Annotated in this window: 13 protein-coding genes; 11 read left to right on the forward strand and 2 right to left on the reverse strand. The window is 46.2% G+C overall.

What is annotated here, in order from left to right:
* The first annotated feature begins 17 nt into the window (after positions 1–17).
* The gene (gene recB, locus VIA_RS11160; protein ID WP_004413094.1) at positions 18–3635 is read left to right on the forward strand and encodes an exodeoxyribonuclease V subunit beta; all 3618 of its coding nucleotides are present in this window, start codon (positions 18–20) and stop codon (positions 3633–3635) included.
* Complete coding sequence (gene recD, locus VIA_RS11165) at positions 3635–5758, forward strand: exodeoxyribonuclease V subunit alpha (protein WP_004413095.1); 2124 nt, start codon at positions 3635–3637, stop codon at positions 5756–5758. The genes recB and recD overlap by 1 nt, the downstream gene beginning before the upstream one ends.
* 24 nt (positions 5759–5782) lie before the next feature.
* Here the strand turns inward: recD and VIA_RS22360 are convergent, their stop codons facing one another.
* Both VIA_RS22360 and argA read right to left on the reverse strand, forming a co-directional pair.
* Positions 5783–5959, reverse strand: coding sequence for a hypothetical protein (locus VIA_RS22360; RefSeq protein WP_004413096.1), 177 nt, complete (start codon positions 5957–5959; stop codon positions 5783–5785).
* A 229-nt stretch (positions 5960–6188) separates the two neighbouring features.
* Positions 6189–7526: an amino-acid N-acetyltransferase gene (gene argA / locus VIA_RS11175; RefSeq protein WP_004418048.1), complete on the reverse strand. Its 1338-nt coding sequence runs from the start codon at positions 7524–7526 to the stop codon at positions 6189–6191.
* A gap of 241 nt (positions 7527–7767) precedes the next feature.
* On the opposite strand from argA, the gene VIA_RS11180 reads away from it, so the two are divergent.
* The 9 genes from VIA_RS11180 to VIA_RS11220 all read left to right on the forward strand — a co-directional run bounded on the left by VIA_RS11180 (position 7768) and on the right by VIA_RS11220 (position 16373).
* On the forward strand, positions 7768–8148 hold the full coding sequence (locus VIA_RS11180) for a DUF2850 domain-containing protein (RefSeq protein ID WP_004413098.1): 381 nt from the start codon (positions 7768–7770) through the stop codon (positions 8146–8148).
* Positions 8149–8227: 79 nt separating this feature from the next.
* Entirely contained in the window at positions 8228–9331 is a 1104-nt protein-coding gene (gene mltA / locus VIA_RS11185) for a murein transglycosylase A (RefSeq protein ID WP_004413099.1), read from the forward strand.
* 77 nt (positions 9332–9408) lie between these two features.
* Positions 9409–10218 carry a tRNA cyclic N6-threonylcarbamoyladenosine(37) synthase TcdA gene (tcdA, locus tag VIA_RS11190; RefSeq protein ID WP_004413100.1) on the forward strand — a complete coding sequence of 270 codons (810 nt, stop codon included), beginning with the start codon at positions 9409–9411 and terminating at the stop codon, positions 10216–10218.
* 20 nt (positions 10219–10238) lie between these two features.
* Positions 10239–10670: a cysteine desulfurase sulfur acceptor subunit CsdE gene (csdE, locus tag VIA_RS11195; protein WP_004413101.1), complete on the forward strand. Its 432-nt coding sequence runs from the start codon at positions 10239–10241 to the stop codon at positions 10668–10670.
* A 169-nt stretch (positions 10671–10839) separates the two neighbouring features.
* Positions 10840–11964, forward strand: a complete 1125-nt coding sequence (gene rlmN / locus VIA_RS11200) for a dual-specificity RNA methyltransferase RlmN (protein WP_004413102.1) — start codon at positions 10840–10842, stop codon at positions 11962–11964.
* 320 nt (positions 11965–12284) lie between these two features.
* Positions 12285–13250 (forward strand): cytoskeleton protein RodZ, encoded by a 966-nt coding sequence (gene rodZ, locus VIA_RS11205; RefSeq protein WP_004413103.1) that lies wholly within the window; start codon positions 12285–12287, stop codon positions 13248–13250.
* 8 nt (positions 13251–13258) lie between these two features.
* Positions 13259–14377, forward strand: coding sequence for a flavodoxin-dependent (E)-4-hydroxy-3-methylbut-2-enyl-diphosphate synthase (gene ispG / locus VIA_RS11210; protein WP_004413104.1), 1119 nt, complete (start codon positions 13259–13261; stop codon positions 14375–14377).
* A gap of 46 nt (positions 14378–14423) precedes the next feature.
* On the forward strand, positions 14424–15692 hold the full coding sequence (gene hisS, locus VIA_RS11215) for a histidine--tRNA ligase (protein ID WP_004413105.1): 1269 nt from the start codon (positions 14424–14426) through the stop codon (positions 15690–15692).
* A 66-nt stretch (positions 15693–15758) separates the two neighbouring features.
* Positions 15759–16373: a YfgM family protein gene (locus VIA_RS11220; protein ID WP_004413106.1), complete on the forward strand. Its 615-nt coding sequence runs from the start codon at positions 15759–15761 to the stop codon at positions 16371–16373.
* The last annotated feature ends 7 nt before the right edge of the window (positions 16374–16380 follow it).

Genomic DNA, 16380 nt, shown 5'->3' on the forward strand with positions numbered 1-16380 from the left:
CAAAAAGGCAGAATTTTATGACAGCTACGTCAATGGTTACTCCGCTAAACACCATGACTTTTCCTCTTCATGGCGCTCGATTGATCGAGGCGTCAGCGGGGACGGGGAAAACCTTTACCATCGCAGGTTTATACCTACGATTGCTTTTGGGTCATGGTAGTCCAGAAACCAAGCATCAAGTGCCATTGACGGTTGATCAAATATTGGTGGTGACCTTTACTGAAGCCGCTACGGCTGAGTTGCGTGATCGTATCCGAGCGAGAATTCATGATGCTCGCTTGGCTTTTGCGCGCGGAAAAAGCAGCGATCCGGTTATTGAACCTCTGTTGGATGAAGTGAGTGACCATAAACAAGCCGCGGAAATTCTTCTTCAAGCTGAGCGCCAAATGGATGAGGCCGCGGTCTACACCATTCACGGTTTTTGTCAGCGCATGCTTACTCAGAATGCCTTTGAATCAGGCAGCCGATTTAATAACGAATTCGTCACCGATGAGAGCCACCTAAAGGCGCAAATTGTAGCTGACTACTGGCGCAGAAATTTCTATCCGTTACCGCTTAATCTGGCTGGTGAGGTTCGCCGAATTTGGAATGCACCTGCCAATCTACTCAGTGATGTTTCCAGCTATTTAACTGGTGCACCCCTTAGCCTCTCGGTCGCGGCGATGAGCGGCTCACTCGCTGATCTTCATCAGCAGAACTTAGCTAAGATAGATGAGCTGAAAGCATTATGGCGTGAACATCAAGATGATTTTCTCGCTCTGATCAGTGATTCTGATGTCAATAAACGCAGCTACACTAAGAAGTCATTACCGACTTGGTTAGAAGCGGTGAGCCTGTGGGCGGCGACGGAAACAACCAGCTACGACTATCCAGATAAGCTGGAAAAGTTTGCCCAAAACGTATTGGTAGAGAAAACGCCAAAAGGTAACCCACCTCAGCACCAAGTATTTAATGCGATTGAAGATTTCTTAGCTGCGCCAATCAGTTTAAAAGCACCGATTCTGGCTCATGCGATTGAACATTGCCGCGACATGCTGGCTAAAGCGAAACAGCAGAAACAGTGGATGTCATTTGATGACCTGCTGACTAATTTATCTGCCGCCATCGACCAAGATGAAGCCGAGCTATTGGCTAGTCGTATTCGCCAGCTTTATCCCGTCGCGATGATTGATGAATTCCAAGATACCGACCCACTGCAATACAGTATTTTTAGCCGTATTTATCTTAATAACCCAGAATGCGGCCTATTTATGATCGGTGATCCAAAACAGGCGATTTATGGTTTCCGTGGCGCGGATATCTTTACTTATATCAAAGCGCGTAATCAGGTTTCTTCCCACTTCACGTTAGGGACGAACTGGCGTTCAAGTGCCGATATGGTCGCAGCGGTAAACCAAGTCTTTGCTTTACCGAGCAGTCCATTTATCTACGATCAAGATATTCCGTTTCATCCGGTTAACCATAGCCCGAATGCTGAAAAACGCATTTGGACTATCGGTGGCCAAAAGCAACCTGCGCTGACCTATTGGCTACAAGATGCTGAAGATAAACCGCTACCCAAAGGTGAATATCTGCAAGCCATGGCTAAAGCGACTGCGGATCAGATTCAAGCGGTGTTGACTTCTGCGCAGCAAGATTTGGCGTTTTTCGAAGACGGTAAAGGCAAGCATCAGATCCAAGCAGGCGATATTGCTGTTCTAGTGCGTACGGGTAATGAAGGTCGAATGGTTAAAGACGCTCTGGCCAAGCAGGGCATTGCCAGCGTTTACCTTTCGAACCGCGATAGCGTATTCACTTCAATGATCGCTCAAGACTTGCAGCGCCTTCTTCAAGCAGTATTAACGCCAGAAAATGATCGCGCGCTGCGTGCGAGCTTAGCTTCTGAAATGTTTGCGCTTGATGCTGGGGCTTTGGACAAACTCAATAACGATGAGAATGAGTGGGAAAGTGCCATCAATGAGTTTAAAGAGTACCGCAAACTCTGGACTCAACGTGGCGTACTGCCAATGTTGCGTGCTGTGATGAGCAAACGTCATATTGCAGAACGGTTATTGGAAGAAGAGGGCGGAGAGCGAACGTTAACTGACCTGATGCATATTGGTGAGTTGCTCCAACAAGCAAGCCAAGAGCTCGATAGTGACCATGGTTTGCTGCGTTGGTTAGCACAAGCGATCAGTGATGCTGAAAATGGTTTAGGTGGCAGTGAGGACCAGATTCAACGATTAGAATCGGAGCGGAACCTGGTTCAGATCGTCACGATTCATAAATCGAAAGGTTTGGAATATGACTTGGTGTTTTTGCCATTTGTACTTAGCTACCGCGAGGCGAGTGAAGCCAAGTATTACGATGCGGCGCAAGACAGGACTATCTTAGATATTACGAAGCAAGATGCGTCATTAGCTCAAGCTGACAAAGAACGTTTAGCCGAAGACTTACGTCTAATTTATGTGGCGTTAACCCGCGCCGTCTATGGCTGCTTTATTGGTGCTGCGCCGCTGCGCAATGGTCGCTCGACCAAAGAGCCTACCGGTGTCCACCACAGTGCGATGGGCTACCTACTCCAAGACGGTAAGGAAGGGGGCATTAGCGATTTGACCATGGCTATCCAAAAGCATGTTGATGGTCTTGATGCGGTCCAGCTTTGTTCATTGCCACCAGAGCAACAGCAGGTTTTTACTCAAATTACGGGCGAGCCGCAGACGTTGACTGCTCGAACACTATCTAATGAGATCGATCGTCACTGGCGCATCACCAGTTACTCAGGTTTAATCAAACAAGGTTCACATCACAGTGATGAGGCCTACACCGACTTAATGCACCTCGATATCGATTCTTCTGATGAACAGGATGAAGAAGAACTGGTGGAACCCGAGCAATCTATCTTTACTTTTCCACGTGGAGCTAGGCCTGGTACTTTCTTGCATACGCTATTTGAAGAAGTTGAGTTTACCCAAAGCGCGAGCAGTGAAGAAAATACAGACATCATCATCCGTCTTCTGGAGAGTGAGCAGTTAGATCAGAGCTGGTTACCGGTTTTACAGCAGTTGATTGATACCGTGCTGGCGACACCTCTCGATGGGAAGCAACTAATCCTCAATCAAAAAGGACCAAGTCAGAGGTTGGTTGAGATGGAGTTCTTGCTGCCGATTGAAGTGTTGGCCGCTCCTGCTCTAAATCGCGTCATTCAACGTCACGATACCTTATCAGCCAAAGCGGGCGATCTTGGTTTTCATACTGTGCAGGGTATGTTGAAAGGCTTTATTGACTTGGTGTTTGAACATCAAGGTAAGTATTACGTCCTCGACTGGAAATCGAACCATTTAGGGGATGATGTGAGTTACTACCACGGTCAGGCGCTTAATGGAGCGATGGCCGATCATCGTTACGACCTCCAGTACCAAATTTATGCTCTGGCTCTACATCGGTTCTTACGTAGCCGCATTGCTAACTATGATTACGAACAGCATTTCGGCGGCGTCTATTACCTGTTCTTAAGAGGTATGGACGGAGCGAGTGACCACGGTGTTTTTTCTGCCAAGCCAAGCCTCGAATTTCTTGATGATATGGACAAATTGATTGATGGTCAGCCGATTGACACTAAGCATAATAATGCTGGCCAAATGGAGTTACTGTAATGCTCGCAACCTCGAATTCTCTATTAGATACGCTTAAACAGCTTGCCGCTAAGGGCAATATCAGGCAATTGGATTATCAGTTTGCTCGCTTTATTGAAACTCAAACGCAAGATGACGCTCTGGCTTTTATTGCCGGAGTAGTGAGCAGTGAGCTTGGCAAAGGACATATTTGTTTACCTCTGTTTGACCTGCAAGCTCAACCTGTGGATTTAGCCGCTAAATTGGGGCTCTTTGGTGAATCTGCGTTGGCGCTTAATGAAGGGCTAGTAACAATTGATTGGGTCAGCAAGTTAAACAGTGCTGCGATTGTCGGTTCAAACGGTGAGGCACTACCGCTGATATTTGATGGTTCGAGGCTTTATCTACATCGTTATTGGCACTACGAAGTGACATTAGCGGCACGCTTAAATAGCTTTGGGTCACCCATGATCCTAAAGCCTGATGAAGTGCAAAAACTGACTGAACTACTCAATCACTTATTTGCTAGAGAATATCGTTATCTATTTGATTCATTGAATAAATATAGTCAATCTGGAGAGAGCTCAGCGGTGATTCGTCAGCGTATGGTCTGTGACCACCTTGACGTTGTCGCAGAGGAAATGTTGGATTGGCCTACCATAGACCAAAAGCTTACCACGGCGAAAACCATCGAAGATCTTTCGGTGCTGGATGAGCTTGTTCCACAGTCTGCGTGTGTCAATTGGCAGAAGGTTGCTGCAGCCGTGGCATTAACTCGAAAGTTTGCGGTTATCTCTGGCGGGCCGGGTACAGGTAAAACGACCACAGTAACCAAACTGCTAGCCGCATTGATAGAGCAAGCGCAAGGCTATGGCTCTCAACCCACCATTAAACTGGTTGCGCCAACGGGCAAGGCAGCTGCGCGTTTAACGGAATCCATAGGTAAGGCCATAGCGCAGCTGCCAGTTGCGCCGGAGCTGAAAGAGAGCATTCCGACCGACGCAAGCACATTACATCGACTACTCGGGGCAATCCCTAACAGTGCGGAGTTTCGACATAACAGTGACAATCCACTGCACCTAGATATATTAGTGGTTGATGAGGCTTCAATGGTCGATTTGCCTATGATGTACAAATTGATTGATGCACTACCTAAGCATGCAAGGCTGATCTTACTTGGCGATAAAGACCAATTGGCGTCGGTTGAAGCTGGCGCGGTGCTCGGTGATATCTGTTCATTTAATCAATTTGGTTTTAGCCATGGGCAAGCGGCTCAAGTCGCTAAACTTACCGGTTTTAGCACTTTAGCTCGTGGAGCACATAATCAAGCCAGCATCGCTGATAGCTTATGTATGCTGAAGAAAAGTTATCGATTCGATGCTCGTTCAGGGATTGGACAACTTGCTCAAGCGGTCAATAGTGGCTCGGCACAAAAGGTAGATTGGGTATGGCAGAAAGAGTTTGCCGATATCAGTAAATTTCCTATCGACAGCCAGCACTACAATCAACTGATTCAAACATTGGTTGCGGAATACGCACATTACCTGAAACGTATTGAGTTGCATCAGTTAGACCCGAATACCAATGAGCCTGAAACGCAGCAACAGCGCGCTAAGGCTGTGTTGGACCAGTTCGCGCGTTGCCGCTTGCTGTGCGCAATACGTGAAGGGGACTTTGGTGTTAAAGGGCTAAACCATCGCGTTGAACGCGGGCTTGCTGCACGTAAGTTGATTCAAACTCAAGATGAGCTTTGGTATCACGGTAGGCCAGTGATGGTGACACGTAACGATCATGCTCTTGGTCTGTACAACGGTGATATCGGCATATGTATGCGTGATAGCTCTGAGCAACAAGCAAGGTTGAAGGTCTACTTCGAGTTGCCAGATGGTAGCGTTAAGTCGGTATTGCCTAGCCGTGTACCTGAGCATGAAACTGCGTATGCAATGACGATTCACAAATCTCAAGGCAGTGAGTTTGAACATACCTTAATGATTCTGCCACCGGACTTTACGCCAATCTTAACCCGCGAGTTAATCTATACCGGTATTACAAGGGCGAAGAAGCGTTTGAGTTTTTATGCGGACGATCGAGTGATGAATCGAGGGATAAAAGTGCGAACGGAGCGAGCAAGTGGGTTGATAGAAAGATTGCAGGTAAGTGGATAACCATCCATGGCTATCAGGTCTCAACTACAGTGCAGAAGAGAATGAGATACTGCGGATACGGTACTTCTCTTTATAGTTGAGGATGAATGCTTTTAAGCCTTCAGTGACGGGAAAGACACAATGAACATCTAGGTTCTCTAGCAGTTCATTATCGGCCATGTCCCAGAAACTCTGTACTGAGTTACAGATGATTTTCTTCATCGATAGTTTGCTCTTAGTGACGTTGTGTGTAACCTCAAGCAATCCTTGCAACCTAGCAAGCTGCGATATCAGCCTGCAAAGTGGTGAAGTTGATCCTATCTAGCTTCCAGTCGCAAATATTAGCTCTACGAGCTGGAAGCTGAAATTTTAACCAATTCAAGATATGAAATAAAGACAATAATGTAGGCCGTTTCGTCAATCTTGTATCAAGAATAAGAATTCAATTGAGCTAGAGTTCCAGAGCCAGAATCTTCGACTTACGCTGGTAGTTATAGAGGTTTTGTTTATGGGATGGCAAAAAGTTTACGCCCATCTCATGGAAACCTTGTTCTCTAAACCAATGTAAGCTGTGGGTGGTTAATACAAAAATATGCTCAATGCCCTGCGCTTTAGATTGCAGGCGCATGTGGTTGAGTAGCAGCAAGCCTCGGTTACCATCTCTATACTCAGGATGAATAGCAACACAAGCCATCTCCGCCATGCGCTCATTGTGATAGGGATAAAGTGCTGCACAACCTATGATCAGACCATCTTTTTCTATGATGGTGAATTGATGGATTTCTTGTTCCAGCTGTTCACGAGAGCGGCGCACCAGAATACCTTGTTCCTCTAATGGATAAATCAGATCCAAAATACCGCCAATATCGTCAATGTTAGCAACGCGTACTTGTTCTGCACTGGCTTCAACGATTTGTGTACCGATCCCGTCGAGAGAGAATAGCTCTTGAATCAGAGCGCCATCGACTTTGTAACTGATTAAATGGCTACGCGGCACACCGGCTCGGCAAGCCGCTGTCGCTGCGCGTAAAAATCGTAATGTGCCCGATGAGTTTTCTGCCCCTGACTCAGATTGATTTTCTAAGATAGATAACATTTTCTCGGCATCTTTCGGGAACAACTCTGCAACCGCATTACCTTCTTCATCAATGATGCCTTGCTCTGAACAAAAGCCGATCAGCTTATCCGCTTTGAGCTTGATGGCAACTTTGGTTGCGACCTCTTCTGATAACAGATTGAAAGACTCTCCGGTGACTGAGCTTGCGATAGGACCAAGTAGCACAATCGACCCTTGGTTAAGCATGCGATTAATGCCTTCAACATCAATGCGGCGAATACGACCGCTGTGGCAATAGTCCACACCGTCATCAACCCCTAGAGGCTGAGAAATAACAAAGTTACCACTGACGACATTTAGCTGAGTGCCTGCCATTGGTGTGTTACTCAAACTCATCGATAACTGGGCGGTGATAGCAAGTTGGAGCTGCCCAGCGGCTTGCATAACATAATTTAGTGAGCTCTCATCGGTAACTCTGATCCCTTTATGGTATGGCGTTGAGTGGTTATTTTGCTCAAAAAGATGATTAATTTGTGGCCGCGCTCCATGAACGAGAACAATTTTTACGCCTAAGCTATGTAGCAAGGCTAGATCACTGATAATATTGGAAAAATTTCCATCTGCTACAGCCTCGCCACCGAGCATGATAACCATGGTTTTATCCCTATGTGCGTTGACATACGGGGCGGACTGTCTGAACCCTTTGACGAGAGCGGTACTACGAATTTTCACAACGCCATCCATTGAGTGAATTTATATACAAATATACTGCAATTTTATTCGAAAGTCGGCAAGTGTTTTTTCTGGGTGTCGTTGCGATAGATATAGTGCAATTTTGTTTCGAAGACGAGTCAACTTCGTAGTAATAATCGATCTAAGTGAAATTATTAGCCAACTGTCTATTTATAACGCAGACTTATACCTTGGGAGGTGTATCCTGAATACCGCAGTAAGAAGTAAGGTGAGTGGATCTGTGATCACAAAGAAGAAGCTGATAGAGCGAGTTATCATTGTTGGAGCGATTGTCGCTAGCATTGCGGCTGTGATGTTAGGGAGCAAACTCTATGACTATTACTTATCGGTGACTTACCCTAAGTCGAATCTCTATGGCACTTGGGTCGAGCAAAATGTCGCATCCTATGCTGCGAGTGAATTTGTCTTGGGGCCAACGGGTGTCACGATTGATGGGGGGAATGTCGCGACCAGTTATAGCTGGGATGGGACCTACCTAGAATATAGCGTTGGTGACGAAAAGCGCCGCTTTATCATACTCAATGAAGCCTTTACTGAAATGCGTTTGATCTCCCAGCCGCACTATCAAGCGGTTTTCCATGTCAGAGAAAGCCAAAAATAACCACCATTGACCACTGCTGGATTGCGTATTTTTGTTAAGTTTGTCATGCTCATGGCATCGCTTGAAAGGGATCAAACCAGTGTTCAAAAAATATCTTCCTATCGCAGCTGCCGCTGTTCTTTTTGGCTGTGCTCAACCTACCGAACGTGCCCAACAATATACGGGTGAAGAGTTCAACACCATCTTAAATAAGTCTGTCGTCGTAGAATCGGATAAACCGAGAGATTTTACTGAATTCCATCGTCAGGCCGATCAGGTCGTCACCAATTCTCCTTCGATGGCCAAAATCTACCAACCTCTGTATGAAAAGCTCAACGAATGGGTATTACAGAGTGGCGATCCGAATGATTTAGCTAACTTCGACATTCAGGCGGCACAACTTGGTGGCGGCGACAAAAAAGGCAATGTGCTGTTTACTGGTTATTTCTCGCCAGTGATGGAGCTACGTCATCAGCCAAACGAAAAGTTTAAGTACCCAGTTTATTCAAAGCCGAACTGTGAAAGTGACTGCCCAACACGTGCGCAAATCTATGACGGTGCCCTAGAAGGTCAGGGTCTAGAGCTTGGTTACGCTGCTAATCGAATTGACCCGTTCTTAATGGAAGTGCAGGGCAGTGGTTTTGTTCATTTTGAAGATGATGACACCCTAGAGTATTTCGCTTATGGCGGTAAGAACAACAAAGCTTATGTCAGCATCGGCCGAGTGCTGATTGAACGTGATCTCGTGCCGCGTGAAAAAATGTCGATGAAGGCAATCAAAGATTGGGTATTAGCAAATGATGAAGCAACGGTAAAAGAGCTACTAGAGCAGAACCCATCATTTGTCTTCTTTGCACCACGTGCCGATGCGCCAGTAACAGGCTCAGCAGGTATCCCACTATTACCAATGGCATCTGTGGCGGGAGACCGCTCAATTTTCCCAATGGGAACGCCAATCTTGGCTGAAGTTCCGCTGTTAAAACCGGATGGCACTTGGAGTGGCGCGCATCAATTGCGTCTACTGATTGTGTTAGATACGGGCGGCGCAGTGAAACAGAACCATTTGGACCTTTATCATGGCATGGGACCAAGAGCCGGTACCGAAGCAGGTCATTACAAGCACTTTGGCCGAGTATGGAAACTGGGGCTTGATGGTTCGGCGACACAAGCGCCTTGGGCATTGCCGCCAGAGAAGTTACAATAGATCTTCACATCTAGACTTTTTAATAAAGAGTGCGTATAAATCGCACTCTTTCTTTTTGCACCGAGCGGACAATCAATATGCGTGAACTCGAAACTCCAGCTTCTGAAAACTATAACCAGCGTTTTGGTGGTACTCGTCGCCTATATGGTAACAATGAAGTCGAGGTCTTACGCGCGGCGCACGTCTGTGTGATCGGTATTGGTGGCGTTGGCTCGTGGGCGGTAGAAGCGTTAGCACGCACAGGTGTTGGTGAGCTTACCTTGATTGATATGGATGATGTGTGTGTCACCAACATTAACCGTCAAATCCATGCGATGTCCGGTACAGTTGGTCAGAGCAAAATTGAAGTGATGGCCGAGCGCGTTAAGCTGATCAACCCTGAGTGTAAGGTTAACTTGATTGATGATTTTATTACTCCAGATAACCAACATGAGTATCTGAGTAAAGAGTACGACTACGTACTTGATGCGATTGATAGTGTTAAAGCTAAAGCGTCATTATTGGCTTATTGCCGTAGCAATAAAATCAAAGTTATCACCACTGGTGGTGCTGGTGGCCAAGTCGATCCAACACAAATTAAGGTGGCGGATTTAACTAAAACCATCCAAGATCCTCTAGCGAAAAAAATCAAAGATACGCTGCGACGTCACCACAACTTCCCGACCAATCCAGCGCGTAAATTTGGTATTGATTGCGTCTTTTCGACTGAACAACTTAAGTATCCTCAGCCAGATGGCTCAGTATGTGGTGTTAAATCAACCGCTGAAGGACCAAAGCGCATGGACTGTGCAAGTGGCTTTGGCGCCGCGACGGTTGTGACTGCGACGTTTGGCTTTGTTGCGGTATCGCGCATTGTCGAAAAACTACTACTTAAGTACGCCAAATAGTTACAGAAGAGGAGAGTTCTATGTCACCGTTTCCGTTATCTCCATTTGGTACAGATATCAAAGCTGATGATATTGTGGTTGCTATGCAAGGCTTTAAAGGCTGGGAAGATCGCTATCGTCAGGTTATTCAGTGGGGTAAAAAGCTGCCTCAGATGCCTGAAGAGTTAAAGTCTGAGCAAGTCACCGTATCAGGTTGTGAAAGTCTGGTATGGCTAGTCAGTCAGCAAGTGGATGGGACTTGGTATTTTTGCGCGGATTCTGATGCTCGAATTGTACGCGGCCTGATTGCTTTAGTGATGGCAGCATACGACGGTAAGTCCGCAGCAGAGATTCAAGCGTTTGATATCGATGACTACTTTGAACAGCTTGGCTTAATCGCCCACCTAAGCCCTTCGCGCGGCAATGGTTTGAAAGCGATTGTCGAGCAAATACAGCAAGTCGCTCAAGCATAGTTTCATCATAACAACCCACCAATTTGGTGGGTTGTTTGTTTTTGTACAAACTTTAACCACAAAGATATTAACGCCTTACTAAATACAGGCTTTTACAACGCTTGTTGTCACTGCGTAAAGGCTGTACAATTCGCGCCCTTAATTAATGTTCCGTCGTTTGAGAGGCCACATGACCACTGAAAAAATCAATCTACTCGACTTTGATCGTCAAGGTATGCGTAAGTTTTTTGCTGAGGAGCTCGGTGAAAAAGCATTCCGTGCAGATCAAGTAATGAAGTGGATCTACCATTTCGGTGTCGATAACTTCGATAACATGACCAACATTAACAAGAAGCTACGTGAGAAACTGCTTCATCGTTGTGAGATTAAAGCGCCTGTGGTTGCTGAAGCTCAGCACTCTTCAGACGGTACCATTAAATGGGCGATGAAAGTGGGCGATCAAGATGTTGAGACGGTCTACATCCCTGAAGATGACCGTGCAACGCTATGTGTCTCTTCTCAGGTCGGTTGTGCGTTAGAGTGTAAGTTCTGCTCAACGGCTCAGCAAGGTTTCAACCGTAACCTTAAAGTCTCTGAAATTATTGGTCAGGTTTGGCGTGCTGCACGTGAAATCGGTCTGCAAAAAGAGACGGGTCGTCGTCCTATCACCAATGTGGTGATGATGGGGATGGGTGAACCACTACTTAACATGAAGAACCTAATCCCAGCCCTTGAAATCATGCTGGATGATCTAGGTTTTGGTCTGTCAAAGCGCCGTGTAACTGTTTCTACATCAGGTGTTGTTTCTGGTCTTGATCAGATGACAGGTAAGATTGATGTTGCGTTAGCTATCTCTCTTCACGCGCCAAATGACGAGCTGCGTAGCCAAATTATGCCGATCAATGATCGTTGGGACATTCAAGACTTCTTAGCGTCAGTTCGTCGTTACATCGCTTCTTCAAATGCTAACCGTGGCAAAGTAACGGTTGAGTATGTGTTACTTGACCATGTTAACGATGATATGGACCACGCTCGTGAGTTGGCAGTGCTGATGAAAGATACGCCGTGTAAGATTAACTTGATTCCGTTTAACCCGTATCCAGGGTCACCATACAAGAAACCGAGTAACTCGCGTATTGACCGCTTCCAGAAAACATTGATGCAATATGAGCACACCGTGACAGTTCGCAAGACTCGTGGTGATGATATTGATGCCGCTTGTGGCCAACTTGTTGGTGATGTGATTGACCGTACTAAGCGCACGGCAATCAATAAAGCCGCGAAAGGCGACACAATTGAAGTGAAAGCAGTTTAATAACGCGTTGCGATATTTACCGAAAGCCAGAGCCTAGCTCTGGCTTTTTCGTTACATCCTGTAGCGATCTCTCTGTCAAATTATCGAAAAACCTTGAGCTGCTTGTAAAATATGCACTTTGTCTATGTTGTTTCGGCTAAGATATCTATTAGAATTAAGGGTTAACGCTTTAGGGTAATTCCCTGTCTATTGAGTGAAGCGAGAGTATCGACTTGCGAGGCTATGTCCTCCCACAAATTTTTGAGTTTGTCCGGCGCACAACAAAAATGAATAACTAACGCGTGAGAGACAAATTCTAACTTGAAGAGAATGATTAAATCATGACTGCTGAACAACAAGCACCAACGAACAACGAAGAAAATGTAGAAAGAGTAGAAGCTGGTACTATTCTGAAAAATAAACGTGAAGAGCTAGGTCTTAGCCAAAAGCAAATTGCTGATCGTTTACGTTTACGTGCCTCTATTATTGAAAATATCGAAAATAACAATTTTGCTTCTGATCAGGTCGCGACATTTACTCGAGGCTATTTGCGTTCATATGCACGTGCCGTTGGTATTGAAGAGTCTGTGGTACTTTGTGCGCTTGACGGCTGTGAAGATACGCAGCCGGAAGAACAAGAAATGAAGAGCTTTTCTCGCAAGACCAATCGCGAAAAGCACGATAGCCGTATCATGACGCTAACATGGGGTATTTTTGCGGTTATCGCAGGTATTTCATCGGTTTGGTGGTGGCAAAATCAGGAAGCCAGTTTGGCTGACCTTACCAGCGATACGGAACAAGAACTCAAGATTGAACAACAAGAAAGCGACCCTGCGCTTGATTTTACTACGTTAGAGGCGGAAGAGTCTCGTGTGACAGCCACCGACAGTAACATTGAACAAATTATCGAAGCGGAAGCAGAGCAAACGGCAGATCAGACGTCTAGTACAGAAATCATCGCTGAGCCAGTGGAAGCACCTAATGAACAAGTTACAAACACTGATGACGCTCAAGCACCGCAGGTGGCTGAGCAACAACCAGAATCTTCAGCACAAAAAACGGAAGTGGTTAAGAACCTTCTGACGTTGTCATTTCGTGATGATTGCTGGATTCAAGTCAAAGATGCTACGGGGAAAACACTTTCGACTGGCGTGAAAAAAGCGGGTCAAAGCTTAGATCTCACCGGAAATATGCCATATAGCGTGATTTTAGGTGCGCCTGAAAACGTTTCAATGACATTAGCGAGTGAACCTGTCGACCTTTCTGGGTATACTTCAGGCAAAGTAGCAAGATTCAACTTACCTTAGAAATTACTATGCAATACGAATCTCCGATCAAACGTCGCCCATCGACGCGTATATACGTGGGCGATGTGCCTATTGGTGATGGCGCACCAATCGCTGTGCAGTCAATGACAAACACCAGAACAACAGACGTTGCGGCGACTGTTGCTCAAATTAAAGCGCTGGAAAATGTCGGTGCAGATATCGTTCGCGTGTCTGTTCCTACAATGGATGCAGCAGAAGCGTTCAAACAGATTAAACAGCAGGTGAATATTCCACTCGTTGCGGATATTCATTTTGACTACCGTATTGCGCTGAAAGTGGCAGAGTATGGTGTTGATTGTCTGCGTATTAACCCTGGCAACATCGGCAATGAAGAGCGTATTCGTGCCGTAGTTGACTGCGCTCGTGATAAAAACATTCCGATCCGCATCGGTGTAAATGGTGGCTCTCTGGAAAAAGACATCCAGATGAAATATGGCGAACCAACACCAGCTGCACTCGTCGAATCAGCAATGCGTCATGTCGATATTCTTGACCGCCTGAACTTTGACCAGTTCAAAGTCAGCGTAAAAGCGTCAGATGTCTTCTTAGCCGTTGACTCATATCGTCTGCTTGCTCAGAAGATTGATCAACCGCTGCATTTGGGTATTACAGAAGCAGGCGGTGCTCGCGCAGGTGCGGTGAAGTCATCAGTTGGCCTCGGTATGCTTCTAGCGGAAGGCATAGGTGATACGCTGCGCATTTCGTTGGCGGCGGATCCTGTTGAAGAGATCAAAGTCGGTTTCGATATTCTAAAGTCACTACGTATTCGTTCTCGCGGCATTAACTTTATTGCTTGCCCAAGCTGTTCTCGCCAAGAGTTTGATGTGATTGGCACGGTAAACGCACTTGAGCAGCGCTTAGAAGATGTGATTACGCCAATGGACGTATCGATCATCGGTTGTGTCGTCAATGGCCCAGGTGAAGCTGAAGTGTCTCACTTAGGTTTAGCGGGTAGTAATAAGAAGAGTGCTTTCTACGAAGACGGTAAGCGTCAGAAAGAGCGATTTGATAACGAAGATCTAGTTAATCAGCTAGAAGCGAAGATTCGTGCTAAGGCGTCGGTACTCGACGAAGCGAATCGCATCGATATCAAACAAGAAGATTAATCTCAACGTAATGCAAATTACGGTACCTATTTTACGGTAAATGACTGTGGCAAAGAAAATCCAAGCAATTCGAGGCATGAACGACTGCCTTCCAACTCAATCACCACTGTGGCAAAAACTTGAAAACACAGTGAAGAACGTAGTTAGCGCATACGGTTACAACGAAGTGCGCATGCCAATCGTTGAGATGACACATTTATTCAGTCGCGCTATCGGTGAAGTGACCGACGTGGTTGAAAAAGAAATGTACACCTTTGAAGACCGCAACGGTGATAGCCTAACGCTGCGCCCTGAAGGTACAGCTGGTTGTGTACGTTCTTGCATTGAAAATAGCCTTATCAACCGTGATGAACAGCGTCTGTGGTACATGGGTCCAATGTTCCGTCACGAGCGCCCGCAAAAAGGTCGTTACCGTCAATTCCACCAATGTGGTGTGGAAGTTTTCGGTCTAGATGGTCCTGATGTTGATGCTGAACTTATCATGATGACGGCACGTCTATGGCGTGAGCTAGGCATCGATAAGCACGTTCGTCTAGAGCTTAACTCAATCGGTTCTCTAGAAGATCGCGCGAACTACCGTACTGCGCTGATCGCATTCTTAGAACAGCACATCGATATTTTAGATGACGACTGTAAGCGTCGTATGCACACTAACCCATTGCGCGTACTGGATACTAAGAATCCAGATGTTCAAGCAATCCTTGGTGATGCGCCGCGCCTGTCTGACTACCTAGGTGAAGAGTCGAAAGAACATTTTGCTGGTCTTTGTGAACTTCTTGACGCTGCAGGTATCGAATACACAGTTAACGAGCGTTTAGTTCGTGGTTTAGATTACTACAACCGCACTGTATTCGAGTGGATTACAGAAAGCCTAGGTGCTCAAGGCACGGTATGTGGTGGTGGTCGTTACGATGGTCTAGTTGAACAGCTAGGCGGTAAAGCAACACCAGCAGTCGGCTTCGCAATGGGCCTAGAGCGTCTTGTACTAATGCTAGAAACTCTTGAGCTAACGGAAGTACGTCGTAGCGTTGATGTCTACATGGTTACGGCCGGTGAAGGCACTATGATGGCGGGTATGAAGCTAGCTGAGTCTTTACGCGAACAGGTTTCAGGCTTACGCGTAATGAACCACTTCGGTGGCGGTAACTTTAAAAAGCAATTTAAACGTGCTGATAAAGTTGGTGCAGCGGTCGCGTTGGTTCTTGGTGAGAACGAAGTGGCTGATAACACGGTAGTATTGAAAGACCTGATTGGCGGTACGCAAGAAACTTACAGCCAAACAGACGTTATCGCTAAGCTATCTGAGCTAGTGTAATTAATTTATCTAATTTTGAAGTAGCGATCTCTGTCGCTACTTTTTTGAGATGTAAGAGGACAGGAAGTGGAACTCTACGATACTGAAGAACAACAAGTAGAAGCGATCAAAGATTGGTGGAAAGAGAACGGCAAAGCAGTCATTTTAGGTGCTGTTGTTGGTCTTGGCGGCCTGTTCGGGTGGCGCTACTACCAAGATTCTGTGACTGCGGCTCAAGAAGCGGCGTCAGAAAGCTACACAAAAGCAGTTCAAGTACTTGCTGAAAAAGGCGCATCTGCTGAAGGCGACATTCAAACCTTTATTGATGGCAATAAAGATACTGAATATGCAACTCTAGCTGCTCTTCAGCTAGCGAAGGTACAAGTTGAAGCGGGTAACTTTGATGAAGCGCTTGCTCAGCTAGAGTGGGCAAAGTCTGCAACCAAAGATGCGGCAGTATTGTCAGTGGTTAATTACCGCTTAGCTCGCGTTAAAGCGGAGCAGGGCGAGTTTGATGCTGCTGTTGCTGAGCTAGCAAACATCACTGATGAAAGCTGGGCTGGCCGAGTAGCAGAACTTAAAGGTGACATCTTACTGCGTAAAGGCGATGAGCAAGCCGCGTATGCCGCTTACACAGAAGCGCAGCAATCTGGTGATGCAAGCCAAACACTACAGATGAAACTGGACGATCTAGCCAAGTAAGGGCATA

This window comes from Vibrio orientalis CIP 102891 = ATCC 33934, from assembly GCF_000176235.1.
Lineage (GTDB): Bacteria > Pseudomonadota > Gammaproteobacteria > Enterobacterales > Vibrionaceae > Vibrio > Vibrio orientalis.